Consider the following 24,352-nt stretch of genomic DNA (forward strand, 5'->3'; position numbering starts at 1 on the left):
GAAAATGGAAGAGGCCCGGCACCTTGTTATTCATTGCGCATTCGTATCTCTCCACCGCGTCCGTGATCACTCTGGATTGCCGGCAAGACGGTGCTGCGGCGAATGCGGAGGGCGCGGAATGGTCGCGTGGAAAGTTCGTCCGGTATGTCGCGGACGTGCCGCAGCGGCCGTGCCGACCGTCCGACCGATCGGCGCGGCCGCTGCCCCCGCCCTTCGTTTCTAACCCGCGCGGAGGCCCGGTGTCCGCGCCCCGGGCGCGAGGGCGCGGCCGGGAGCGCGCGGGTGCGCGATACCGCGCACCCGCGCACCTGTACAGGCGGCGGCGTGCGGCACACGATGGGGCGATGGAGGATCGCCGACCCGCCCTGAAGCAGCAGCTGCCCTATCCCTACGACCAGGACCTGTCGGAGGTCTTACGGCGGCTGGACCGGCGGACCCCGGCCAGCCGCGCCCGGCTGGCCAACGACCCGGTCACCGCCGCCTACCTCGCGGCGGGCGTGCGGCTGATCGAGAACCACCTCGGGCCCGGCGCGGTGCGCACGCTGGCCGACCCCGAGGACGACTCGTCCCTCCAGCGCCCGCTGCTCGCCTTCCTGTCGCAGCGGACCGTGGCCGCCGAGGTCGCCCGCAACCCCGTCCCGTTCCCCCGGGTGGGGAGCGTCTCGACGCTGCGCTCCACCTGGGCCAGCCATTCGGACTTCATCGCCGACCTGCTGCGGTTCGGCCTGTGGGCCTACCACCCCACCCACTGCGACGCCGCCGACGCCGTCGACATCCTCGACGACCTCCAGGACGGCGCGCACTTCGTGGACGCGATCCACCGGCTCGGGTACTGGAACCTGCTGACGCTGGTCGACCGGCCGCGCTTCCGGATGGAGATCTTCGCCACGGCGGCGGCCGAGAACGACCCGGTGATCCAGAAGGCGATGGCCGAGAACTACCGCGAGGTCCTGGACCCGTGGAAGGACATCTGCGGCGACCTGCTCGAATCGCGGAGGTTGCGGCTGCGCCGCGGCGTCTCGATCGGGGACTTCGTCGACCTCGTCACCGCCGTCATGGAGGGCGTGGCCCTGCGGGACCTGGCCGACCCGCGCGCCGAGGTGATCGACCGGAAGGGCGAACGCTCCCTCGCGGGCACCGCGCTGCTGGCCCTCCTCCGGGGCTGCGTCGAGCGCGTGGACGACGCCGACGGTCTGACGCTGGAGGAGGCCGTCCACGCGATGGTCTACGGCGTGCCCGCGCGGCCGGGACGGGCCGCGGGGATCACTCCACAAGGACCAGGTTCGAACGGAGCAGCTGCCGCCGCGAGGTGATGTCGAGCTTCTGGAAGATCTTGGACAGGTGGTACCGGACGGTGCTGGAGCTGATCGACAGGCGCAGCGCGATCTCGGGGTTGGTCAGCCCCTCGCTGGCGAACCGGGCGATCCGCAGCTCCTGCGGCGTGAGGCGGGTGGCGGCGCCCGGCAGGCCCTCGCCGGTGGAGGGGCGCGCGTAGCCCGCCGCGCGCAGTTCCGCGGACGCCTGGTCGAGCCAGGGCTCGGCGCGCAGCGCGGTGAACGCGGCGACCGCCGCGTGCAGGTGCCGCCGCGCGTCCTTGATCCGCCGCTGCCTGCGCAGCAGCTTGCCGAGCTGGAGTTCGGCGCGGCCCCGCTCGAACGGGCACTCGCGGGAGCGCAGGATCGCCTCGTCCAGCAGCCGCTCGGCCTCCTCGGCCCGGGACGCCACCAGGGAGCGGGCGCGGAGCATCGGCCCGAGCAGGTGGGGGGCGGAGTCGTCCAGGCGCCACTCCTCGGCCGACTCCAGCAGCGCCCGCGCCTCGGTGAGCTGCCCGGCCATGACGTGGCACTCGACGAGGTCGGGGCAGGCGAGGAAGGCGGTCAGGTAGTGGTGCGCGCCGTCGTCCGGCGAGGTGATCCGCGCGTAGTGCGGGATGGCGGCGGACGGGTCGCGCGCGCTCAGGGCCGACCGTCCGAGCGCCCAGTGCGCCATCGCGTGGGCGGCGCGGTCGTGGCCCGAGTCGGAGGAGCGCAGCGCGCCCTCCACCAGGTCGCGGCACCCGCCGGGGTCCCGCGCGGCCGCCGCCAGGGCGAGCATGACCCGGACCCTGGCGGTCATCGCCCGCTGGCCGGTCTGCTCGGCGAGCGCCAGCACCTCCGCGCCGAGGGCGGCGGCCTCGTCCCACCGCCCGGCGAGGTGGTCCAGCGCGATGAGCGGGACGGCGGCGAGCGGCAGCGTGCCGGTGGCGCCCTGCGCCCGCAGTTCCCGCACCGTCTGGGCGAAGGCGTCGCGGGCCCCCGCGCCCATCGTCGGGACGTGCGGCGGCATGGCCGGCCAGGCCACCGGCTCGCCGGTCGCGGTCAGCCGCAGCAGCCCGGCCGCCATCGCGTCGACGTCGCCCGCGTGCCGCAGGTCCCGGTCGGCGATGCGGCGCAGCGCGGCGCCGAACCGCTTGGCGGGATGCCCCGCGTCCAGCGCGAGGTCCAGCAGCCGTCCGCCGATCTCGGCGAGATGCCCCCGATGCCCGCTGTCCAGCGCGGTGCGGGCCGCCGTGAGCAGCAGGCGGGCGGACAGCACGGGTTCGGCGCGCGCGGTCTCCAGCGCGCTCGCGAGCAGGACGCGGTGCCCGGCGCCGGTGCCGGCGGCCGCCTCGGCGTGCGCGATGGTGCCGCGCAGCAGCCGCGCGGTGGCGAGCAGGCGCGGGTCCCCGGCCGGGTGGGCGATCTGCCGCTCCAGCGCGCGGGCGCGCAGCGGCAGACCGGCCTGCCACGCGCAGCTCGCGGCGTCGATGAGGAAGCGGGACCGGGTCGCCGGGTCGCGACTCAGCGTGGCGGCACGTTCCACCACGTGCAGCGCGGAGACCATCCCGTCGACCTGCCGGGCGTGGCCCGCGCCCTCGCTGATCTGCTGGGCCACCGCCTCGTCGGGCTCGTGCGCGGCGGAGGCGAGGTGGTGGACCCGGCGGTGCGGGCTGGCGGCGGTCGCCTCGGCCAGCGCCCCGTGCGCGGTCTTCCGCTCGGCGACGGTGGCGTTGCGGTAGACGACGGTGCGCAGGAACGGCGGCTGGAAGGACAGCTCGTCGCCGTCCACCGTCGCCAGCATCGACCGCTCGGCCGGGGCCAGCTCGCCGGTGCCGAGGCCGAGCGTCGAGGCCGCCGACAGCGTCGTGCCGAGGTCGTCCTTGTCGTTGGCCGCCGCGATCAGCAGCAGCCAGCGGGTGGGCTCGGGCAGCTCGGACAGCAGGTCCCCGAAGGTCGCGCGCAGCCGGGGGCTCGGCGGTATCTCGGACGCGTCGTCCCGCCCGTCCGCGCCGAGCGCGGCGGCCAGCTCGATGGCGATGAGCGGGTTGCCCGCCGACTCCTGCGCGATGCGGTCGATCCAGGGGCGGTCGTGGAAGGGCGGGCGTTGGCGGGGCGGCACCCCGCCGCAGGGGACAGGGGCGTTCCGGGGCGCGGCGGCGGTGACCCTCGCGATGAGCAGGCGCGTGTCGGTGGGGGAGAGCGGTTCCAGCCGCACCTCGGGGAGGCCGTGCAGGTGCGGGGAGCGGGGCTCGTGCTCCCGCGTGGCGAACATCATCGCGACCGGCAGGTTCCGCAGCCGCCGCGACACGAAGGCGAGCGCGTCCAGGGACGCCTCGTCCAGCCGGTGGGCGTCGTCCACCAGGAGCAGCAGCGGCGACCGCTCGGCCGCGAGCACGAGCAGGGCCAGCGCCGCGCAGGGCGCCGACAGCCGCCCCCGGGGCGGTTCGGAGAGGCCGAAGACGCCGTTGAGCAGGGCGACCTGCGTGCCAGGCAGGCGGTCCAGGTGGTGGCGCAGCGGGAAGAGGAGCTGGTGCAGGCCCGCGAAAGGGATCGTCCGCTCGGCGGGGGTCCCCGAGCAGCGCAGCACGGTGAAGAAGGGCTGCGCCCGCCTGCCGATCTCCTCCAGCAGCCGGGTCTTGCCGCTGCCCGGCGCGCCCGCCATCACGACGCTGCCGCCGCGGTCGTGCGCGGCCGTCCGGTCGAGGAACCGGTCGACGGAACGCAGCTCGGCGTCGCGTCCCACGAGCGGCGGAGCGTGTAACGAGGGGGCGCCGAGGAGGGAGTCCGCCCTTCCGACGGCGGCGTGCACGCCGTCCAGGCGGTCGTCCCACTGGTTCGAAGGGAACTTGCTCTTCACTCGCACACGCTCCGGAATTGTTTGCCAAACGCGCGTTGAAATATAGGGAGCTGCTCGGCGGCCGCCCCGGCGAGGGCCGGCCGAATAGGCCGCCGGCTCTGCATGAGCCCAGGTGGGAGTGGCTTCATGCTCCGCACGGAACGCCCCTGTCGGCGACGGCGGAAATATTTCCAGATCTGTTGCGCAAGTAAACAAGCGAGTCGAGATCGTTTTGGCAAGGGGTGTCAACTCTGGCAAGTATGCACCCGGTCCGGCGGCGACACAATCCACGAGTGGTGGCGTCCCGAACACGACGAGTGATCATCGCTGCGACCGTGTCGGACGGGCGGCGGATGTGACCACATCCGGCTCGGTCCCCGCACGGACGGGCGGACGATGCCGCCACCGTTCACTGACAGCCGGGCCTGGCCGGTTGTCAGATGCCTGTCCGGACGCCGTGGTGGAGGCTCGATCGCGGACATCACAGACGAATGCGCCGGGGGGACGGGCCGTGGGCACTGCACGAGCGTTCGACTTCGTCATCGTGGGAGGGGGCGCGGCGGGCTGCGTGCTCGCGGGCCGTCTCAGCGCGCGGGAGGGCGCGAGCGTCCTGCTGCTGGAGGCCGGGCCGGACGCCGCGTCCGACCCCCGCGTCGCCGACCCCGACCGGTGGGCCGGCCTCCAGGGGACGGAACTCGACTGGGCTTTCCGGTCCCCACCGCAACCCGGGTTGGGGGGCCGCGAAATTCCGGTGCCCCGGGGCCGCGCGCTCGGCGGCAGCACCGCGATGAACGCGATGGTCTGGTTGCGCGCGGACCGGAGCGACCTCGACCGGTGGGACGTCCCCGGCTGGTCGGCGGACGAGCTGCGCCCCGCCTTCACCCGCGCCGAGCACCGCGACGGCACCGGCACGGGCCTGGACGTGACGAAGCTGACCGGCGAGCACCCGTGGAGCCGCGCGTTCCTCCAGGCGGCGCTGGAGGCGGGCCACCCGCTGACCGGCGACTTCAACCGGGACGGGACGTCCGGCACCGGCTACTACACCGTCAGCCGCCGGGCGGGCCGCCGCCGCAGCGCGCGCGACGGCTACCTCGCCCCCGCGCGCGGACGGCCCGGCCTGACCGTGCTGACCGGCGCCGAGGTCCGCAGGCTGGTCATCGACGGCGGGCGCGCGACCGCCGTGGAGTACACCAGGGACGGCGCGGCCGAGACCGCGCTGGTCACCGGCGAGGTGCTGCTCGCCGCCGGCGCCGTCGGCAGCCCGCACCTCCTGTGCGCCTCGGGCGTCGGCCCCGCCGCGACGTTGCGCGATCTCGGGGTGTCGCCGCGGGTGGACCTGCCCGGGGTGGGGGAGAACCTCCACGACCACATCGCGGTGTCGGTCACGTTCACGGCGGCGGAGCCCGACCCGTCCGCGTCCCGGTCGGGGCTCGGGGAGGCGGGGCTGTTCACCGGCGACGGCGCGGGCACCCGGTTCCACTTCTGGCTCGGCCCCAGCACCGACCCGGCCGGGCGCACGTTCTCGCTGGCGGTGGGCCTCACCCGGCCCGCGAGCCGGGGACGGCTCGGCTTCGGCGCGGATGGCCGTCCGCTGCCCGATCCGGGCTACCTGACCGCCCGGTCGGACCGCGACGACCTGGTCGAGGCGCTGTCGGTCATCGGCGACCTCGCGGGCGGCCCGGCACTGCGCGCCCTCTGGGACGGCCCGCCGCCCGAGGTGCTCAAGGCGGGGCGCGCGGTCGCCGCCGACCACGTGCGCGACACCGCCGGAACCCAGTTCCACCTCGTCGGGACCTGCCGCATGGGCACCGACGACGAGGCGGTCGTGGCGCCGGACCTGCGGGTGCGAGGGCTGGAGAACGTCCGGGTCGCCGACGCGTCGGTGCTGCCGGAGATCACGACCGGCGGCCCGCAGGCGACGGTCTACGCCGTCGCCGAGCACGCGGCGGGCCTCGTGCTCGGCGCGGACGGCCGCTGACCCGGGCGCCCGCGTCCGGCGCCGAGCCGGACGCCTTCCTGAGCCGGCCCTTCCGCCGGCCTGAGCCGAGAACCTACGAGGGGGAGCCGCGATGACCATGGTCAACGAACGTTCCGAGGCCGGCCTGTACGAGCTGGCCACTCCGGACCCGGCGGACTTCGACGAGCTGGCCGCCGCGATCCACCGCGCCTACGGCGGGTTCCCCGACCCGCCGGAGGTCGAGGCGATGAACCGGGAGATCTTCGAGTTCGACCGGGCGGTGGTCGTCCGGCACGGCGGGCGGGTCTGCGCGACCGCGACCGTCTACTCGCTGGAGATGACCGTCCCGGGCGGGCCCCGCCCGGTCGCGGGCGTCGGCTACGTCAGCGTCATGCCCGACCACCGGCGCCGCGGCCTCATGCGCCGCATGCTCCGCCACCAGCTGGAGACCCTCCACGAGACCGGCGCCGAGCCGGTCGCCGCGCTGAACTCGACCGAGGCGGGGATCTACGGCAGGTTCGGGTACGGCATGGCCAGCCAGGTCGCGCGGCTCACGATCCCCCGCGGCGCGCGGGCCCTGCTGCCGGACCGCCCCCGCGACCCGGCGCTGCGGGTGCGCGCGACCGAGCCCGCGCTGATCACCGGCCTGGTGGCGCCCTGCTACGACGCGAACGTGGCGGGCCGTCCCGGGATGCTGCGCCGCGACGAGACCTGGACGCGCCGCGCGCTGATGGACCCGCCCGGGGCCCGCGGCGGCGCGGCGCCGCTGCAGGCGCTCGTCGCGGAGGACGGCGCGGAGGACGGCGCCGGGACGCGCGGGTATGCGCTCTACACCGTCCTGTCCCACTGGGAGGACTCCTCGCCCCGCAACATCGTCGTCGTCAAGGAGATCTACGCCGTCGACGACGCCGCGTACGCGGAGCTGTGGGCGGTGCTGCTCGACCTCGACCTCACCGCGACCGTCACCGCCGAGCCGAGGCCCGTGGACGACCCCGTGCTGGCGATGCTCGCCGACTTCCGCAGGGCCGTCCCGACCGTCCGCGACCAGCTCCACGTCCGGCTCGTGGACGTGGACCGGGCGCTGGCCTCCCGCGCCTACGCCCGCGACGTCGACCTGGTGCTGGAGGTCGAGGACCCGCTGTGCCCGTGGAACCGGGGCCGCTGGCGGCTGAGCGGCGGCCCGGACGGCGCCGAGTGCCACGCCACCGACGGCCCCGCCGACCTGGCGGTCTCCGTCCGCGCGCTGGGCTCGGCCTACCTCGGCGGCGTCTCGCTGCGGCAGCTCGCCTCGGCCGGCGCGGTCACCGAGCGCCGCGCGGGTGCCCTCGGCGCCGCCGCGGCGGCGTTCCGGCACGACCCCGCGCCGTACTGCCCCACGATCTTCTGACCCTCCTTCCGACCCTCAGGAGAGACTGTGCCTGGCCCTGGCTTCGCATTCATGGACGACGCGGAACGTGACAACGTGCTGGAGGTGCTCGCCCACTGGCACGAGCACCGGCTCGACTTCGACAACCCCGGCTCCACCTCGATGGTGCGGCGGTTCGAGGACGCGGCGGCGGCCCGGTTCGGCGTCCCGCACTGCGTCCCCGTCAACAGCGGGACCTCCGCCCTGCTGGTCGCCCTCGCCGGGCTCGGCGTCGGCCCCGGAGACGAGGTGATCGTGCCCGGCTACATGTTCGTCGCCTCCATCGGGGCGGTCATCTGCGGCGGCGCCACGCCGGTGCTCGCCGAGATCGACGAGTCGCTCACGCTCGACCCGGCGGACGTGCGGGAGCGGATCACCCCCCGCACCCGCGCGATCATGCCGGTGCACATGCTCGGGGCGCCCAGCGACATGACCGCGCTGCGGGCGATCGCCGACGAGCACGGCCTCGCGCTGCTGGAGGACACCGCGCAGGCGACCGGCGGCACCTACCGCGGCGAGCCGCTCGGCACGCTCGGCGCCGCCGGCGCGTTCTCGCTCAACCCGTTCAAGGTCGTCACCGGCCTGGACGGCGGGTTCCTGCTGACCCGCGACCCGCGCCTGTTCCAGCGGGCGCACTCCTTCCACGACCAGGGCTGGTTCCCGCACCGCCAGGAGACCGGCGAGGGCGAACCGGTCTTCGGGCTCAACCTGCGGCTGAGCGACCTGAACGCGGCCGTCGCGCTCGCCCAGCTCGGCAAGCTCGACGCCGTCCTGGAGCGGACCCGCGCGGTCAAGCGGGACCTGCTGGCACGGATCCCCGAGCGCCCCGGGATGCGCCGCCGCCTCCTGCACGACCCCGAGGGGGAGTGCGGGACGCTCGCCGTGTTCGTGTTCGACTCCGCCGAGTCCGCCGCCGCCGTCGCCAAGCGGGTCCGCTGCAAGCCGCTGATCGACTCGCCCAAGCACTACTACGGCGGCCTGCCCGCCCTCGCCGCGTTCGGACGCGGCGAACCCGGCCCGTTCCCGTTCCGCGCGTCCGGCACGCTCGGCGACGGCCGCGACTACGCCAAGGGGGCGCTGCCGCGCACCGACGACGTGCTCGCGCGGTCGGTGGCGCTCTCCACCGGCGTCTCCGACAGCTACCTCGGCGCGGGGAACGGCGTGGGCCCCTTCAGCACACCGGAGGACGTCGAGCGCGTCGCCGCGGAGTTCAACGCCGCCGCGGCCGAAGTGCTCGGCTGACCGACCCCGCGACAACGCCGGCGCCCTGGAAACACCGTCCACCCCGCACTGTGGCGCGTTTCGCCAACCATAGAGGGATGAACACACAATGACCTCGGTCGTGACCGAGCCCGACGTCAGTCAGGCCATCAAGGACCACATCTACTACTCCGTCGCCGACACGCGGATGCTGCGCGGCGAGGGCGTCTTCCTCTACGACTCCGAGGGACGCTCCTACATCGACTGCGCCGCCGCCACCTTCAACCTCAGCCTGGGCTACGGCCACCCGGCGGTGATCCAGGCCATCAAGGACCAGGCCGACCGGCTCATCCACCTCACCTCCAGTTTTCAGTCGGAGCCGATCAACGAGCTGGTGGGCCGGCTGGTGGCGGTGTCGCCGAAGAACCTCACCAAGGTGCACCTGAAGGTGTCGGGCGGGTCGGAGGCCAACGAGGGCGCCATCAAGATGGCGCAGGTCGCCACCGGCAAGCGCGACGTCATCACGATGTTCCGCAGCCACCTCGGCCAGTCGATGATGATGGCGTCGCTGTCGGGCAACGCGTTCCGCAAGGAGCCGTTCCCCATCATCTACCCGGGCGGCGTCCACGTCCCCGACCCGTACTGCCACCGCTGCTTCTACAAGCAGCGTCGGGAGACCTGCGGCCTGCTGTGCGTCGAGCGGATCGAGGACTTCGTCGAGTTCGCCAGCACCGGACGCGTCGCCGCCGTCGTGATCGAGCCGATCTCGGGCAACGGCGGCAACATCGTCCCGCCCGACGGGTACTTCGAAGCCCTGCGCGCGTTCTGCGACGAGCACGGCATCATGCTGATCTTCGACGAGATCCAGACCGGGGTGGGCCGCACCGGCCGGATGTTCGCCGCCGAGCACTTCGGCGTCGAGCCGGACGCGATCACGCTGGCCAAGGGCCTCGGCGGGTCGGGCGCGCAGGTCGCCGCGATCCTCACGAGCGAGCGGCTGGCCGGGCTCCCCGGCCACCACCACTCCTTCACCTACGGCGCGAACCTGCTCGCGGCCGCCGCCGCGAACGTCACGCTCGACATCGTCGGCCAGCCCGCGTTCCTCGCGAACGTCCGCGCGGTCGGCGACCGCATCATGCAGCGGCTGAACGACCTGCGCACGCGGTTCCCGCAGGTGGGCGACGTCCGCGGGGTCGGGCTGATGATCGGCTTCGAGCTGGAGACGGCGGCGGGCGAGCCGGACGTCGCGCTGACCAACCACCTCGCGGGCGTGGCGATGAACCACGGCCTGATCCTGCGCACCTCCCGCTACGGCTTCGGCAACGTGCTCAAGATCCGCCCGCCGCTGACCCTGACGATGGACGAGGCCGACCTGATCTGCGACCGGCTTGAGGACATGTTCCAGAAGGAGCTGACGTGAAGGACCTGATGCTCGGGATGGCCCGCGCCATCCGCGCCGAACTGGACGCGGGACGCAAGGTCGGGCAGGTCAGACGGGTGCTCGGCGACTCCCCGGGCGGCGACGCCCAGTTCGACATCGACGAGGTCGCCGAGCGCGTCGTCTGGGACTACCTCCAGGCCAACGCCACCGAGCCCGTCGCCGTCTACACCGAGGACCGGGGGCTCCAGGCGACCGGCCCCGACCCCCGCTACGTCCTCGTGGTGGACCCGATCGACGGCACGCGCCCGGCGTCGGCCGATCTGGAGCTGGCGACCGTGTCGGTGGCCGCCGCGCCGATGGGGGAGCGCCCCGTCCTCGGCGACGTCGACCACGCGCTGCTGCTGGAGCTGAAGAGCGGCCACTGGATGTACACCGGGCCCGGCGAGGACGGCGTCTCAGGCGAGGGGTACCCGCGCGGCCTGCCGAACCTCAGCCGCAACGAGGAACTCGCCACCATGTTCTGGTCGATCGAGTTCAACGGGCACCCGATGGACCTGATGACCCGCGCCTACTCCCACATCGTGGACGCCTCGGCCAACACCGGCGGGGTGTTCGTCTTCAACAGCTCCACGTTCTCCATCTCCCGGATCATCACCGGGCAGCTCGACGCCTACGTCGACATCGGCAACCGGGTGCTGCACGACCACCCCGCCACCGAGGCCGCGTTCCGCAAGGCGGGCCGGGGCGGGATCCTGCACCTGTTCCCCTACGACATCGCCGCGGCGGTCCTGCTGGCCGAGCGCGCCGGGGTCGTCATCACCGACGGCTACGGCCGCTCCCTCGCCGACACGCTGCTGTTCGACCTGTCGCCGCGCAACCAGCGGTCGTGCGTCGCGGCCTCGAACCCCGTCCTGCACAAGCGGATCCTGGAAGCCGTCGCCTGGGACCTGGACGCCCCCCGCGACACGAAGGAAGGTGGCGTGTGATGCGGGCCCTGACACTGACCGGCGACCGGCGGCTCGCCCTGGTCGAGCGCGAGCGCCCCCGGGTGAAGGAGGCGCGGGACGTGCTCGTCCGCGTCCACCAGACCGGCGTCTGCGGCACCGACCGCAGCGTGCTGGTCGGCAAGTTCGCCGCCGAGCCCGGTGTCGTCATGGGGCACGAGGCGGTGGGCGAGGTCGTCGAGACCGGCCCCGAGGTGACCGCGCTCGCCCCCGGCGACCGCGTCATCGTCAACCCCACGCTGTACTGCGGGCGCTGCGAGCGGTGCCTGCGCGGGCAGACGAACTTCTGCCACGACAAGACCGGCAACGAGGTCGGCATCGACCGCGACGGATCCTACGCCGACCACATCGTGCTGGAGGACCGGTTCCTGCACCTGATCCCCGACGGCGTCTCCTACGACCGCGCCGTGCTGACCGAGCCGCTCGCGTGCGTGCTGAACAACCTGGACGCGGCGGACCTCGACCCGGGCGGGCAGGTCACGGTCGTCGGCGCCGGGCCCGTCGGCCTCGTCTGCGCGGTCGCCGCGCGGCACCTCGGCAGCGGCGTGACGCTCATCGAGCGCGACGACTTCCGGCGCGGCCAGGCGAGCGAGCTGCTCACCGGGTTCTTCGCGTCCGGCGTCACGGTCGTGGGCGCGGGCCCGGACGAGCGCCCCGACCGCGCCCCCACCGTCATCGACACCGTAGGGAACCAGCTCGGCACCGCGCTCGACCTGGCCGACGACACCGGGACCGTGGTGGCGATGGGCTACGACAGCAGGGCCGAGACCACCGTCCGTCCGCTGGAGATCCTCCAGCGGCAGCTCCGCATCGTCGGCGCGGGCGACTACCGGGGCCCGCACTTCCCGCGCGCCGTCGAGATGGCGGCGGGCCTGCCGCTGGAGCGGCTGATCACGCACCGGTTCCCGCTGGAGCGGCACGAGGACGCGTTCGCGGTGCTGGCGGCCGCGGGCGGCACCGGCTACAGCGCGCTCAAGGTCGTCATCCAGAGCGCGGAGGCGGCCGCGTGAGCACCCTCCCGCCCCTCGCCGACCTGCTCCCGGTCCCGGACGGCCGCGTCCCGATCCTGGCCGAGTACCCCTACTACCGCGCGCTGCCCGAGGCGTGGGGCGGCAACCTCCGCGCCCTGCGGAGCCTCGGCGCGGACGTCGTCACCGCGTACGTGCCGTGGCGGCTGCACGAGCTTCGACCCGACCCGGACGACCCGGACGGCGGCTTCCTGTACGACTTCCATGGGGAGAGCCATCCGCAGCGCGACCTGGTCGGGTTCATCCGGCTGGCCGCGCGGGAGGGGCTGCTGGTGATGCTGAAGCCGGGCCCCTACGTCCACGGCGAGGTGCGGCTGGGCGGCCTGCCCGACCGCGTCACCGCGCTGCCCGCGCGCAGGACGGCGGACGGACGGGCGCTCACCGAGGAACGCCTGCCGATCCCGTCCGGCTACGGCGACGCGTTCGCCCGCGAGGCGGCCGGATGGCTGCGCGTGGTCAGGGAGCGGGTCGTCGAGCCGCACGCCGCGCCGGACGGCCCCGTCGCCGCCCTCCAGATCGGGAACGAGGGGGTCTACGGCGAGATCAACAGGCCGATGGACGGCGAGGACTTCTCCGAGGCGGCGCTGCGGCGCCACGCCGCCTGGGCCGCCGAGCCCGCCTCCCCGGACGTCCTCACCGGTTCGGGCATCGCGACCGACCCGTCCCTGCGCGAGCGGTGGGCGCGGTGGAGCGGGGTGGGCGTGCGCGGCGTCCTGGAGGGCTACCGCGACGCGCTCGGGACGTCGGTCCCCATCGTGCTGAACCTGCCGCTGCCCGGCGCGGTGGGGCCGCTCCGGGAGCCGGAGGCGTGGGTGGCCCGCTCCGTCCACGCCCTGCCGGACGGGGTCGGCGCCACCAGCACGAGCTGGACGGGCAACCCCTCGTCCTGCGACGGGGCGCTGGCCTCGCTGTGGCTCGGCATGCGGCTGCACCGGACCGACACGCTGGAGGACAACTGGGGCTTCACCTGGACCGACGCGTCCTACGCGACGCCCGGCGTGCCGCTGTACAACGCGATGCTCGGGCTGGCGTTCGGGTCCAGCGTCGTCAGCGTCTACACGGCCTGCACCACCCGCCACTGGGGCCCCGAGATCGCCCCGGACGAGGAGGCCCTGCGGGCCGAGGGCGAGAACGTCGCCCTCTACGCCCCGCCCTACTGCCCGGGGGCGCCGCTCGACGAGTCGGGCGCGCTGAACCCCAACGCCTCGGCGCTGCGCCTGCTCGACACCTTCTCGGCGTGGGCCGGCGGGGCGCTGCGGCGGTCCCGCCCGGGGCCGGGCGCGCGGCTGGTCGTGGACGCGGAGGCCGTCGTCGAGACGGCCTGGCCCGGCGGGCCGGACGCCGCCCCGGCGAGCGCGGCGGTCGCGGCGTCGGTGCGCTGGATGCTGGAGCGCGGCGTCGAGGTGGACGTGGCGGACGTGGCGGACGTGGCGGACGCCGCCCCCGGCGGCACCGGCCCCCTGCTGGTCGTCGGCGGCCGCGCGATGAGCCGGGCGGTGCAGCGGAACCTCGCCGAGCTGGTGCGCGGCGGGCGGCGCTGCGTCGTCGTCGGTCCCGTCCCGGAGCGGGACGAGAGCGGCGCGCCCTGCGGCCTGCTGGGCGAGGCGCTGTCCGCCGCGCCTGGCGGCACGCGCGCCGTTCCCGCCTCGGGCGACCTGGACACCTCGGCCGGTGCGGTGCTGGCCGCCCTGCGTTCCCTGGACGCGGCGGAGCCCGTGGTCGAGGGCGGCGGCGTGCTCGTCCTGCGCAGGCGTGACGCGGACTCGGGCACCGACGTCGTCTACCTGTTCAGCCGGTGCGACACGGCGCGGGAGGTCGGCGACGTCCTCGGCGCGGGCGTCACGGTGCGGCTGGCCGCGCGCGGCGCCGCCGTGCTGGTGGCCGAGGCGGGGGAGCTGCGGAGCTTCCTCGTGCACGCGGGCACCGCCGAGCACGGGGAGCCGACGCTCCTCACGCCCGGCGCGGGCGAACCCGAGCTGAAGATCGGCGACCACGGCGCCGGGCGGCGCACCCCGTCCGGCTGGGAGCTGCGGGGCGAGTGACCCCGGGACCCGCGGCGGTCACCAACCCCAGGTGACCGCCGCGCCGTCCACCGGCCCCTCCGTCTCGATCTCGGGCGGGAGCGGCTCGACCCCGGGGACGAGGACGACCGGCTCGCCCGGCCGCCGGGCCGGCCGCACACAGAAGCGGTCCGCGCGGACCAGCATCGTGGTCACGGCGCCCCGCACGCCCTGGCGCGTCCCGCGCTCGCGCAGCAGTAGCGCCGGGCTCCCGGACCGGATCCGCAGCCGCCGCGCGTCGGCGGCCCCGGCGGGCACCGCGCCGATCGTCTGCTCGGCCGGGTCGAACACCAGCCCGAACGCCCCCGCCAGCAGTCGCGGCAGCGGCGACTCGGCGCGGCCGCGGGTGGCCAGGCCGGGCACCAGCGCGGCGAGTACGCAGCTCCGCTCGACCGCGACCGGCTCGCCGTCGGCGAGCACGAGCCGGGTCAGCAGGTGGACGGCGGTCCCCGGCTCGGTCGCGAGCGCGTGCGCGAGCCGGGCGCCCGCGTCCACCGTCCGCTCGCCGAGGTCGGCGAAGCCCAGCCGCAGCCCGCTGGTCCGCAGCCCGTCGGCGAGGCAGAGCGGGCGCGCGGGGGCCGGCTCCGGCGTCCGCTCGGGGGAGGACGCCACGAACGTGCCCTTGCCGGGGCGGCGCCGCAGCCGCCCCTCGGCCACCAGCAGCTCCAGTGTCTGCCGCACGGTCATCCGCGACAGCCGGTAGGTGCGGCACAGCTCCCGCTCGGAGGGCAGCGGGGCGCCCGCGGCGAGCCCGCCGTCCTCGATCACCTGGATGAGGATCGAGCGGAGCTGCATGTACTTGGGCAGCGGGCCCGTCGGATCGATCGTCGCGATGCGCATGGTCGTGTCCGGTCCAGCCTCATCCGGGGCCGGTTCCCTGGGCGGCGTCGGCCGCGTGCCCCGGCGCGGGCTGCTGCCGCTCGGGGCGCAGCGCGGGCAGCGCCCTGATGGCGAGCGCCACCAGCAGGCTGCCGACGGCGAGCACGGCGAGCGCGGTGGGGATCACGTCGGCGCCCCACCGTCCGGCCGAGCCGCCCACCAGGCTCGGCAGCACCCCGCCCAGCATCGACACCGCGATGACGTAGGACGTGACGCCGCGGATGCCCGGCAGCTTCTCGGTCAGCCAGACCAGGCCGGTCGGGAACAGCGGCCCGACGCCGAGGCCGGTGACGAAGTACCCGGCCGCCGCGACCGGGCCCCAGTGGGCCAGCAGCAGCCCGGCCACCATCACCACGAGGCTTGCCAGCAGGATCCGCTGCGCGCTGAAGTGCCGCGCGACCGGGCTGATCGCGAACCGGACGCCGGTCATCGCGAGCCAGAACGTGGACGTCGCCATCGCGGCCGACCGGTCGCCCCAGTCGAGGCTCTCCAGGTGCGTGGTCTCCCAGCCGCCGACGCCCGACTCGACCCCCACGTGCAGCACGAAGAAGATCATGAACAGGCCGGTGAGGCGGCCCACCGCCGACCAGCGCACGTCCTCGCGCGTGCCGCGCGGGGGCGTGCCGTGCACCCCCCGCACCGAGGCCAGGACGGCGAGCGACAGCACCGCGCACACCACGAACGCCCACATGTAGAACCGGCCGGGCAGCGCCCCGACCAGCAGGGGAGCCAGGACGGCGCCGACGCCGAAGTTGCCGTGCAGCAGGTTCAGCATCCCGGTGCCGCTCGACCGGTAGTACTCGATGAACAACTCGTTCACGCCGACGTCGATCCACCCGAAGCCGACCCCGGCGACGAACGCCGCCGCCAGCGCGGCGGGCCACACCGGCGCCGCCGCGAAGCCGAGGCAGCCCGCGGTCATCGTCGCCAGCGCGATCACCAGGAACATCCGGTTGCCGACCTGGCGCAGCCTCGGCGTGAACAGCACGCCCGCCAGCGCGCCGACGAAGTGCACCGACAGCGCGAGCCCGACCGCGCCCGAGGAGATGTCGAACCGGTCCCTGATGGCCGGGACCGCCGGGCCGTACATGGCCTGGAGCGCGCCGATCGCCACGAACGACACGCACATGCCCACCGCGGCCGCCCGGGTGAAGCCCGTCGCCGTGCCCGTCCCGGCGGGGACGGACGCCGCCGCGCTCATCGGGCCGTCGCCGATCGTCCGAGCGCGCCGGGAAGGAGGGCCTCCAGGTCCGCGCGGAGGCGGGCGGCGCCGGTGAACAGGAGCGCCTTCATGCCCACGGCCCGCGCCGCGTCCACGTTCTCCTGGCGGTCGTCGATGAACAGCACGTCGCCGGGCTGCGCGCCGAGCACCTCACACGTCCGGTGGTAGATCTCCGCGCCGGGCTTGGTCAGATGCAGGTCGGCGCTGAACAGCCGGTGCCGGAACACGCCCGACCAGCTCTGCCCCTCGATCAGCCGGGCCATCTCCACCACCGCGTTGGACAGCAGCGCCAGCCGCGCGCCCCCGGCGGCCAGCGCGTCGACGATCTCCAGCGTGCCGGGGTCGAGGTCGAGCCAGATGCCGAGGTCCAGGGCCACCAACCGTTCGCGGAAGGCGTCCTCGAAGGGCAGCCCGAGCTGGTCGTGGACGTCCCGCCAGTACGCGGCGGCGTCCACCGCGCCGAGGTCGTAGGCGCGGCGGTTCTGCCAGTAGGCGGGCCAGAAGAGCGCGGGCTCGACGCCGACGGCCTCGACGAGCCGGGTCCCGGCGTCCGCGGGCGGGGGGCGGCTGATCACGCCCGCGTAGTCGAAGACGATCCAGTCCATGGGGCTCCTCTGTCGCGACGCACGATCGAGAGCTTGACTTACTAACACGTATCACGTGAGATAGCACATATGGAAGGCTCGAACCGGCACCTCGACATCATCGAACAGTTGCGCACGACCGAGCGGGTGACGGTCGCCGAACTCGCCGCGCGCACCGGCTGCTCGGAGATGACCATCCGCCGCGACCTCGACCAGCTCGCCGAGCAGGGCGTCCTGCGCCGGGTCCGGGGCGGCGCCGTGAGCCTCCTGCTGCGCGGCGAGGCGCCGCCGTTCGCCGTCCGCGAGCACGAGGCCGCCGACGTCAAGCGGCGCATCGGCGCCAAGATCAACGAGCTGGTGGCCGACGGCGAGTCGGTGATCCTCGACAGCGGCACGACCGCCCTGCACGTCGCGCACGCGCTCGCGCACCGGCGGATCACCGCGATCCCCCTCGACCTGCACTCGGTGAACGCCCTGAGCGGCGCTCCCGACGTCCGGCTGCTCGTCCCCGGCGGCCAGATGCTGCCGGGCACGCTGTCGCTCGCGGGCTACCTCACCGAGAACGCGCTGCGCGCCCTGCGCGTCGACACCGCGATCCTCGCGGTGTGCGGGCTGTCGGCCCGGCACGGGCTGACCGCGCCCGACCTCGCCGAGGTGCCCATCAAGCAGACCGCCCTCGCCGCCGCCCAGCGCAAGATCGCCGTGTGCGACGGCTCGAAGTTCAGCCGCACCGGCCTCGGCCACGTCTGCTCCGTCACCGAACTCGACGCGATCGTCACCGATGACAGCGCGCCGTCCAGCGAGCTGGAGAAGATCGAGGCCGCGGGCGTCACCGTCATACTGGTCTGAGCCGACCCCGAGAGGAACCACGCCTGATGCCCTCACCCTCGTCCCCCACCACGGTCGTCTTCGACATCGGCGGCGTGATCATCGACTGGGACCCCCGCTACCTGTACCGGCGGCTCATCCCGGACGAGGCGGAGATGGAGCGCTTCCTCACCGAGGTCTGCTCCGGCGCGTGGAACGCCCAGCAGGACCGCGGCCGCTCGTTCATCGAGGCCATCGAGGAGCTCGCCGCGCGCCACCCCGGCCAGCGCGAGCTGATCATGGCCTACTGGGAGCGGTGGGACGAGATGCTGGGCGACCCCATCCCCGGAGTGGCCGACATCATGACCGAGCTGCACCAGGCGGGCGTTCCGATGGTCGCGATCACCAACTGGTCCGCCGAGACCTACCCGATCGCCGTGCGCGAGCACCCCGAGCTGAAGCTGTTCCGGGACGCCGTCGTCTCCGGCGAGGTCAGGCTCTCCAAGCCCGACCCGGAGATCTTCCGCTACGCCCTCGACCGCTTCGGCCTCGCGCCGCACGAGGCCCTGTTCATCGACGACAACAGGGCCAACACCGCGGCCGCCGACGCCCTCGGCATCGGAACCCACCTCTTCACCGGCGCCCCCGCCCTCCGCGCGACCCTGGAGACCGCCGGCCTCCTCTGACCCGTGACCGCCGACTACCTGGGGTGACGGGGAATGTCGGTGGGGGCCGTTAGCGTCCGGGGCCATGGTCGAGACGGTGGAGATCCCGGTCGAGTGGCGTGAGCACGTCCATCCGAGGCGCGGCGGCGTCGCCGGGCCGAAGGTGGTGCTGGACGAGGAGGCCGTGAGCAGGGCCCGTGCGCGGGAGCGCGCGGCGCGGCCGATCGCGCAGGACATGGCGGAGCACGAACGCACCCCGCCCGAGCTGGGCAAGGCCGTCCGGGCCTACCTGGGCGGCGACCCCGACCCGGTGGGCGCGGCGGCGGTCGCGGCGATCGTGGTGAGATACGTCGAGGGCGCTGGGTTCTCCGGCGAGAGCGAGGCCGCCCCCGACATCCTGGCCCGCTGGGTGACCGACCACGGCCTTGCCTTCGCCGCCTGCGCGATGACGGAGGCGTCCGCCATCGAACTCGGCCCGGTACCGCGCCCGTCGGTCCCCGACGCCGACGGCGTCATCCGGGTGTACGCCTACAGCGGCGAGGGGCCCAGGGGGTGGCGCGGCGAGATCCGGCGGCCGACCGCCGAGGACCACTTCTTCTCGGGGCGCTGGCTCAACGCGGACGCCGTCGCCAAGCGGCTCCGCACCCTGGTCGCGGCGGCGCCCGAAGAGGAGTACCGGGAGGTCGTCGCGCGGCTCGCGGCGCACCGGGGCGATCCCATGCGGCGCCGCGTCGCCTCCTACCTCGTCCCGACCGAGACGGCCTGGATGGACGAGTCGCTCGACGATCCCTCCGGCCCGTTCCTCGACCACGATCACGTGGCGCTCTCGCTGTCCAGCGCCGCGCAGGCGCGGCGGGTCGAGCACGTGTGGGCGACGCCCGCCGTGGTCGGGACGCTGCTCGACGGGCTGGGCGCGGACGCCCTTCCGCTGCTCGCCAGGATCTTCCGCGGCGGCCACCGCGACGACGACCGGCGCGAGGTCCTGCTGAAGGCGCTGCCGCGGATCCCCGACCAGGGCGTCTTCCCCGTCCTGCTCGACCAGATGGGGGAGCCGGGCGTCCCCGCCGCCCTGTGGGAGGCGGCCGAGCGGTTCCCGGCGCTCGCGGTCTGGGCGCTGGCGCCGCTGGTCGAGGAGGGGACGACCCGGGGCCTCCGAGCGGCCGGTGTGGTGCGCGAGCTGCTGTACACCAGGCCGGACGTGGCCGAGGCGCTCCCCGCCGGGCTGGCCCGGGCGCTGCTGCCCCGCGCGGCCGTCCCGGACGGGCGCGACCTGCCGGGTCTTCCGAGCGTGCTCGCGGGTAGGCCGGGGCGCAGCGCGAAGGTCGACTGGGCCGATCCCGAGCTGCTCCCGCGCATCCTCACGCGCGGCGGCGACCGGGCGCTGCCCGTGAACGCGACCATGCGCCTGCTGGGCCTGCTCGCGGCGAAGTCCCCCGAGGTCGCGGACGTCCGCGAGTTCTGCGACCGGCACTCGCTGGCCGAGTTCTCATGGGCGGTGTTCGAACGCTGGTACGCGCTCGGCGCGCCGTCCCGGCACAACTGGGCGCTGGCGCAGCTCGGCCTGATCGGCGACGACACGACCGTGCGGCGGCTCAGCCCGCTCATCAGGGTCTGGCCCGGGGAGAGCGCCACCGCCCGGGCCAACGCCGCGATGGACGCCATCGCCGCGATCGGGTCCGACGTCGCCGTCACCCACCTGTTCGAGCTGACCCGGCACGGCAAGTACAAGGGCGTGAAGAAGCGGGCCGCCCAGAAGATCGAGGAGATCGCGGCCGCGCGGAGCATGTCGCTGGACGCCCTGGCCGACCGCGCCGTCCCCGACTTCGGACTCGACCCCCAGGGCACCCTCGTCCTCGACTACGGCCCGCGCCGGTTCACCGTGACCTTCGACCAGCAGCTCGCCCCGCTGGTCGTGGAGTCGAACGGCAAGATCCGCAAGAGCGCCCCCAAGCCCGGCCCGAAGGACGACCCGGCCCTCGCCCCCGCCGCGCACGCCCTGTTCACCGGCCTCAAGAAGGACGTGCGCACGATCGCCGTCCAGGAGATCAGGCGCCTCGAACGCGCCATGGTCACCCGGCGGAGCTGGACGCAGGAGGAGTTCCGCGCCCTGCTGGTCGGCCATCCGCTGCTGGGGCACATCGTCCGCCGGCTGGTGTGGATCACCGATGGGGGCACCGCCTTCCGCGTCGCCGAAGACCACACCTACGCCGACGTCGACGACGACCCGTGCACGCCGGCGCCCGGCGCCCGCGTCGCCGTCGCCCACCCGCTCCTGCTGGGCGATGACCTGGACACCTGGGCGGAGCTGTTCGCCGACTACGAGATCCTGCAGCCGTTCGAGCAGCTCGGACGGCCCGTCCACCGGCTCACCGGCGGCGAGGCCGCCGCGCACCGGCTCGCGCGGGTGGAGGGGCTCGTGCTGCCCTACGGCAAGGCCAAGGGGCATTCCGAGGGACGCTGGGAGTCGGTGAACGCCGACGGCGAGTTCGTGGGGCGCTGGCTCGCCCGCCGCGACCCCGCCGGACTCTACGTCGTGGCGAACCTGACCCCCGGCCTCGGCTACTACATGTACGGGGAGGGAGAGGAACAGGAGATCGAGGCCCTGTGGGCGGGCCCCGCCCCGGCCACCATGCCCCTGAAGGCGGTGCAGCTCGGCGAGGTCGACCCGGTCACGATGAGCGAGGCGATCCACGACCTCACCCGCAGCGCCACCCCGAACCCGCACTAGAACAGTTCCACGCGTCCGAGCCCCCACTCGGCGGGCCCGCTACCCGCCCCCCCGCCGGACGAGCCCCAACCGCGTGGGCGCGCTTCCCGAACCCGCAACGGCCGCCCCCGCACGCAGACCGGCGCGGCCCTGGCCAGCCGGGCTCTGGGCCCGCGCTGCCCACGTTCGGGCTGGCCAGACTCGCCCCACCGGGCCCGCGCTTGCCAGGCCGGCGCCAGCCGGGACCCGCGCGGACCGGGCCGGGCGCGCTAGCCGGGCGGGGTCTGACGTGTCCGCGCTGCCCATGTTCGGGCTGGCCATGCTGGCGCTGGCCGGGCCGGCCGCTTGCCCGGTCGGCGCTGGCCGGGACCCGCGCGGACCGGGCCGGGCGCGCTAGCCGCGCGGGCTCCGATGTGTCCGCGCTGGCCGCGTTCGGGCTGGCCATGCTGGGGCTGGCCGGGTCCGCCGCTTGGCAGGTCCGCGCTGGCCGCCGCCCGCGCGGACCGGACCAGGCGCGCTGGCAGCGCGCCCTGGCCGGACGGGCGCTGACGGGGCCGCGTTGGCCGCGTTCGGGTCGGCCAGGTCCGCGCTACCGAGTGCTCGCGCCGGCTGGGACTCGCGTGGGCCGGTCCGGGTGTGCCTGGCAGGGCCCGCTCTGACGCAGGCGCGCTGGCCATGCTGGGGTGGGCTGGTGAGGGCCGTACTTGGGTGAGGCCCGCGCTGGGGCGGGTGTTCGCGTGGGGGCTAGGCGAGGTTCGAGGTCAGGAGGTGGAGGGCCTCGGTGAGTTCGGTCCCGGTGAGTGCTTCCTCGGGGTCGATCAGCCAGCGTGTCATCAGGCCGGTCAGCAGGGCCTGGACGAGGGAGCCGACCAGCCGCGCCTCCCGCTCGCCTCCTCCGGGCGGCTGGAAGACCTCGGCCAGCCCGCGGCGGCCCTCCGCCATGCTCGCGGTGAGCGGTTCGCGCAGTTCGGGGACGTGCTGGGCCTGGACGAGCAGTTCGGCCTGCGCCGCCCAGAGCGGGCGGTCCGCGCCGAAGGAGTCGATGATCCGCGACCAGATCGCCGCGAAGCGCTCCGCGGGCTCCGCGGCGGGATCGACCTCGGCCGCGAGGGCCGTGCCGAGCCGGTCGCCCCACTCCTCGACCGCCTCGTGCAGAGCGGCGTTGAGCAGCGCCTCGGTCGACCCGAAGTGGTAGCCGATCGCGGCGAGGCTCGTCCCCGCCGCCGTCGTGAGGTCGCGGGCGGTCGTGCGGCGGTAGCCCTTCTCGTACAGGCAGGTCCGGGCGGCCTTCAGCAGCTTCTCGCGGTTTCCCATGGGCCCGATGATATCAGCGTCTAAGACAAACACCTTGAAATTTGTCTTAGACAAAGTTACGTTGCGGGCCTGGCGGCTCCGTGGAGGGCCGCCGGTCTTCGGAGGGGGCTCTGCCATGACGAAACACATCTCCCGGCGCCACGTCCTGGCCGGGGGCGCGGCCTCCGGTGCGGCACTGCTCGCCGGTGCCGGGTCCGCCGGTGCCGCGCGGAGGCCGTCGCTGGCGCTGACCGGGGTCACCGTGATCGACGCGACCCGGTCCCGGCCGCGTCCGGGCATGACCGTGCTGATCGCGGGGGACCGGATCACGGCGGTGGGACGGCGCGACGAGGTTCCCGTTCCGCCGGGGACGACGGTCGTGCCGCTCGCCGGCAGGTACCTGATCCCGGGGCTGGCGGAGATGCACGCGCACAGCATCGGGACCGAGCGGATCTCCCCGCCGCTCTACCTCGCCAACGGCGTCACCTCGGTGCGGGAGATGGCCGCTTCCGCGGTCGTCTCCGGCTGGCGGGACGCGATCGGGCGCGGTCGGCTCCTCGGCCCGCGCTGGACGATCGCTAGCGAGATCATCGACGGCTCCCCGTCGCTGCTGTCGACTCCGGACGACCCGGGCGGGGCCATCCTGGTCTCCGACGCGGCCGAGGCCCGGCGCGCGGTGCGGCGGGTGAGGGCCGAGGGCGCCGACTTCGTGAAGGTGTACTCCCGGGTGCCTCGGGACGCCTACCTCGCCCTCGCCGACGAGGCGCGGCGGCAGCGGATCGGCTTCGCCGGGCACTGCCCCGACGGCGTGCCGGTTCCGCTGGCCGCCCGCGCCGGGCAGCGCAGCATCGAGCACGTCCACACGCTGTGGTGCGCCACGTCCGGCCGCGACCGGGAGGTGCGCCGGATGCTGGACGGCATCGAGATCGAGCCGGGCGGGTACGCCGGGTGGTTCCGCCGGTTCCACGAGGTGGAGTGGCTCGCGTCCGGCGCCTACAGCCCCGACCGGGCCGCCGAGGTGTTCGCCCGCCTGCGGCGCCACCGCACCTGGACCACGCCGACCCTCGCGATGCACCTGATCGTGGACCGCCCCGAGAAGCTGTCGATGACCGACGAGCGGCTGCGGTACATCCCCGCCGAGGACCGGGAGTGGTGGCGGTGGGCGGTCGAGAACATCTACCTGCCGGGGCGCGGCCCGGAGGAGATCGCGCAGCAGCACGAGCTGTTCGACCGCAGGCTGCGCTTCGTGGGCGCGATGCGGGACGCGGGCGTCGAGGTCCTGGCGGGCAGCGAGGCCGGGTTCATCTACGCCTACCCCGGGTTCAGCCTCCACGAGGAACTGGCGCTGCTCGTCCGGGCGGGGCTGACGCCGCTGGAGGCGATCGGCGCGGCCACGCTCGGCCCGGCCCGGTTCCTGGGGGTGCAGGACTCGCTCGGCTCGGTCCACGCGGGCAAGCTCGCCGACCTCGTCGTCCTGGACGCCGATCCGCTCGCCGACATCGCCAACACCACGCGCATCCACGCCGTACTCGCCGGTGGGCGGCTGATCACCGCCGACGAGCGCCGCCGCATGCTGGCGGACGTCGAGCGCGCGGCGAAGGAACCGGCGGGCGCGCTCCCGGCCGCCGCCGTCGGGTGCGGCTGCCACGCGCCGCGGAAGGCCCGGCCCGCCTGAAAGGCGCCGCCGACTCCCGGGCATGGAAAGCAGAATCCGCTGGCACCTGACGTGGATATGCGGTGACGTTCTGTGTTCGGAAATGGCGAGACGGGAGTGGCCTCTATATCAGGGGCGACCTTCCTGAGCGGAGTCACCTGATTTAAGGTGACTTGTCCTGGAATGAGGTCGCTCGTCCTGAAGTGGCGCGTCCAGGTTCGGCCGTCTTACCCCCTTCGGACGTCGATACCTGACAAAACGTAGTTTATGATCATCGAGATCGCGGGCCGCCGCTGGACGGGCGCCCGCGTCGCGGTGGCCCGCGCCGTGAGCGCACCGCGCGGGCACGGGGGTCTAGGGGGATCCGTGGGG

17 protein-coding genes are annotated in these 24,352 nt (G+C 74.5%); 12 read left to right on the forward strand and 5 right to left on the reverse strand.

The genetic code is table 11. The features are described 5' to 3' along the window. Positions 1 to 344 precede the first annotated feature (344 nt). Positions 345 to 1,313: a hypothetical protein gene (locus KLI87_RS18420; RefSeq protein ID WP_214617982.1), complete on the forward strand. Its 969-nt coding sequence runs from the start codon at positions 345 to 347 to the stop codon at positions 1,311 to 1,313. Here the strand turns inward: KLI87_RS18420 and KLI87_RS18425 are convergent. Further along, on the reverse strand, positions 1,264 to 4,155 hold the full coding sequence (locus KLI87_RS18425; RefSeq protein WP_214617983.1) for an AAA family ATPase: 2,892 nt from the start codon (positions 4,153 to 4,155) through the stop codon (positions 1,264 to 1,266). The two genes, KLI87_RS18420 and KLI87_RS18425, sit on opposite strands and share 50 nt — an antisense overlap. 490 nt (positions 4,156 to 4,645) lie before the next feature. Here KLI87_RS18425 and KLI87_RS18430 point away from each other — a divergent pair, with 490 nt between their 5' ends. From KLI87_RS18430 to KLI87_RS18460, 7 genes are all read left to right on the forward strand, one after another. Continuing rightward, positions 4,646 to 6,112 carry a GMC family oxidoreductase gene (locus KLI87_RS18430; RefSeq protein ID WP_214617984.1) on the forward strand — a complete coding sequence of 489 codons (1,467 nt, stop codon included), beginning with the start codon at positions 4,646 to 4,648 and terminating at the stop codon, positions 6,110 to 6,112. Between the two features lie 91 nt (positions 6,113 to 6,203). Beyond that, positions 6,204 to 7,478 (forward strand): GNAT family N-acetyltransferase, encoded by a 1,275-nt coding sequence (locus tag KLI87_RS18435; protein WP_214617985.1) that lies wholly within the window; start codon positions 6,204 to 6,206, stop codon positions 7,476 to 7,478. A 51-nt stretch (positions 7,479 to 7,529) separates the two neighbouring features. Next, a complete protein-coding gene (locus KLI87_RS18440) occupies positions 7,530 to 8,738 on the forward strand; it encodes a DegT/DnrJ/EryC1/StrS family aminotransferase (protein ID WP_156218257.1) in 1,209 nt (402 codons plus the stop codon). Between the two features lie 88 nt (positions 8,739 to 8,826). Beyond that, positions 8,827 to 10,116, forward strand: a complete 1,290-nt coding sequence (locus KLI87_RS18445; RefSeq protein WP_214617986.1) for an aspartate aminotransferase family protein — start codon at positions 8,827 to 8,829, stop codon at positions 10,114 to 10,116. After that, on the forward strand, positions 10,113 to 11,063 hold the full coding sequence (locus KLI87_RS18450) for an inositol monophosphatase family protein (RefSeq protein ID WP_214617987.1): 951 nt from the start codon (positions 10,113 to 10,115) through the stop codon (positions 11,061 to 11,063). The genes KLI87_RS18445 and KLI87_RS18450 overlap by 4 nt, the downstream gene beginning before the upstream one ends. Continuing rightward, a complete protein-coding gene (locus KLI87_RS18455) occupies positions 11,063 to 12,091 on the forward strand; it encodes a zinc-binding dehydrogenase (RefSeq protein WP_156218256.1) in 1,029 nt (342 codons plus the stop codon). Before KLI87_RS18450 ends, KLI87_RS18455 begins: the two co-directional genes overlap by 1 nt. After that, a complete protein-coding gene (locus KLI87_RS18460) occupies positions 12,088 to 14,151 on the forward strand; it encodes a beta-galactosidase (RefSeq protein ID WP_214617988.1) in 2,064 nt (687 codons plus the stop codon). Before KLI87_RS18455 ends, KLI87_RS18460 begins: the two co-directional genes overlap by 4 nt. 18 nt (positions 14,152 to 14,169) lie before the next feature. Here the strand turns inward: KLI87_RS18460 and KLI87_RS18465 are convergent, their stop codons facing one another. The 3 genes from KLI87_RS18465 to KLI87_RS18475 are packed head-to-tail and all read right to left on the reverse strand — an operon-like array spanning position 14,170 to position 16,875. After that, on the reverse strand, positions 14,170 to 15,009 hold the full coding sequence (locus KLI87_RS18465) for a GntR family transcriptional regulator (RefSeq protein WP_156218254.1): 840 nt from the start codon (positions 15,007 to 15,009) through the stop codon (positions 14,170 to 14,172). A 19-nt stretch (positions 15,010 to 15,028) separates the two neighbouring features. Then, positions 15,029 to 16,249 (reverse strand): sugar MFS transporter, encoded by a 1,221-nt coding sequence (locus KLI87_RS18470; protein WP_214617989.1) that lies wholly within the window; start codon positions 16,247 to 16,249, stop codon positions 15,029 to 15,031. Further along, positions 16,246 to 16,875, reverse strand: coding sequence for an HAD-IA family hydrolase (locus KLI87_RS18475; protein WP_214617990.1), 630 nt, complete (start codon positions 16,873 to 16,875; stop codon positions 16,246 to 16,248). Before KLI87_RS18475 ends, KLI87_RS18470 begins: the two co-directional genes overlap by 4 nt. Positions 16,876 to 16,944: 69 nt before the next feature. On the opposite strand from KLI87_RS18475, the gene KLI87_RS18480 reads away from it, so the two are divergent. The 3 genes from KLI87_RS18480 to KLI87_RS18490 all read left to right on the forward strand — a co-directional run bounded on the left by KLI87_RS18480 (position 16,945) and on the right by KLI87_RS18490 (position 21,054). Then, the gene (locus tag KLI87_RS18480) at positions 16,945 to 17,703 is read left to right on the forward strand and encodes a DeoR/GlpR family DNA-binding transcription regulator (protein ID WP_156218251.1); all 759 of its coding nucleotides are present in this window, start codon (positions 16,945 to 16,947) and stop codon (positions 17,701 to 17,703) included. Between the two features lie 26 nt (positions 17,704 to 17,729). Beyond that, positions 17,730 to 18,347, forward strand: a complete 618-nt coding sequence (locus tag KLI87_RS18485; protein ID WP_214617991.1) for an HAD family phosphatase — start codon at positions 17,730 to 17,732, stop codon at positions 18,345 to 18,347. Positions 18,348 to 18,411: 64 nt separating this feature from the next. Next, on the forward strand, positions 18,412 to 21,054 hold the full coding sequence (locus KLI87_RS18490) for a DUF4132 domain-containing protein (RefSeq protein ID WP_214617992.1): 2,643 nt from the start codon (positions 18,412 to 18,414) through the stop codon (positions 21,052 to 21,054). A 723-nt stretch (positions 21,055 to 21,777) separates the two neighbouring features. On the opposite strand, the gene KLI87_RS18495 is transcribed toward KLI87_RS18490, so the two are convergent. Further along, positions 21,778 to 22,347 (reverse strand): TetR/AcrR family transcriptional regulator, encoded by a 570-nt coding sequence (locus tag KLI87_RS18495; RefSeq protein ID WP_156218248.1) that lies wholly within the window; start codon positions 22,345 to 22,347, stop codon positions 21,778 to 21,780. A 115-nt stretch (positions 22,348 to 22,462) separates the two neighbouring features. Here KLI87_RS18495 and KLI87_RS18500 point away from each other — a divergent pair, with 115 nt between their 5' ends. Continuing rightward, complete coding sequence (locus tag KLI87_RS18500) at positions 22,463 to 24,001, forward strand: amidohydrolase family protein (protein ID WP_214617993.1); 1,539 nt, start codon at positions 22,463 to 22,465, stop codon at positions 23,999 to 24,001. The last annotated feature ends 351 nt before the right edge of the window (positions 24,002 to 24,352 follow it).

The sequence above is a fragment of the Actinomadura sp. NEAU-AAG7 genome (assembly GCF_018603865.1).
Lineage (GTDB): Bacteria > Actinomycetota > Actinomycetes > Streptosporangiales > Streptosporangiaceae > Spirillospora > Spirillospora litoris.

Bases quoted from the DNA above. Each gene is read 5' to 3' on its own strand.
- KLI87_RS18420 (WP_214617982.1), top strand. From the start codon at position 345: ATGGAGGATCGCCGACCCGCCCTGAAGCAGCAGCTGCCCTATCCCTAC.
- KLI87_RS18435 (WP_214617985.1), top strand. From the start codon at position 6,204: ATGACCATGGTCAACGAACGTTCCGAGGCCGGCCTGTACGAGCTGGCC.
- KLI87_RS18440 (WP_156218257.1), top strand. From the start codon at position 7,530: ATGGACGACGCGGAACGTGACAACGTGCTGGAGGTGCTCGCCCACTGG.
- KLI87_RS18445 (WP_214617986.1), top strand. From the start codon at position 8,827: ATGACCTCGGTCGTGACCGAGCCCGACGTCAGTCAGGCCATCAAGGAC.
- KLI87_RS18455 (WP_156218256.1), top strand. From the start codon at position 11,063: ATGCGGGCCCTGACACTGACCGGCGACCGGCGGCTCGCCCTGGTCGAG.
- KLI87_RS18465 (WP_156218254.1), bottom strand. From the start codon at position 15,009: ATGCGCATCGCGACGATCGATCCGACGGGCCCGCTGCCCAAGTACATG.
- KLI87_RS18470 (WP_214617989.1), bottom strand. From the start codon at position 16,249: ATGAGCGCGGCGGCGTCCGTCCCCGCCGGGACGGGCACGGCGACGGGC.
- KLI87_RS18475 (WP_214617990.1), bottom strand. From the start codon at position 16,875: ATGGACTGGATCGTCTTCGACTACGCGGGCGTGATCAGCCGCCCCCCG.
- KLI87_RS18480 (WP_156218251.1), top strand. From the start codon at position 16,945: ATGGAAGGCTCGAACCGGCACCTCGACATCATCGAACAGTTGCGCACG.
- KLI87_RS18485 (WP_214617991.1), top strand. From the start codon at position 17,730: ATGCCCTCACCCTCGTCCCCCACCACGGTCGTCTTCGACATCGGCGGC.
- KLI87_RS18490 (WP_214617992.1), top strand. From the start codon at position 18,412: ATGGTCGAGACGGTGGAGATCCCGGTCGAGTGGCGTGAGCACGTCCAT.
- KLI87_RS18495 (WP_156218248.1), bottom strand. From the start codon at position 22,347: ATGGGAAACCGCGAGAAGCTGCTGAAGGCCGCCCGGACCTGCCTGTAC.
- KLI87_RS18500 (WP_214617993.1), top strand. From the start codon at position 22,463: ATGACGAAACACATCTCCCGGCGCCACGTCCTGGCCGGGGGCGCGGCC.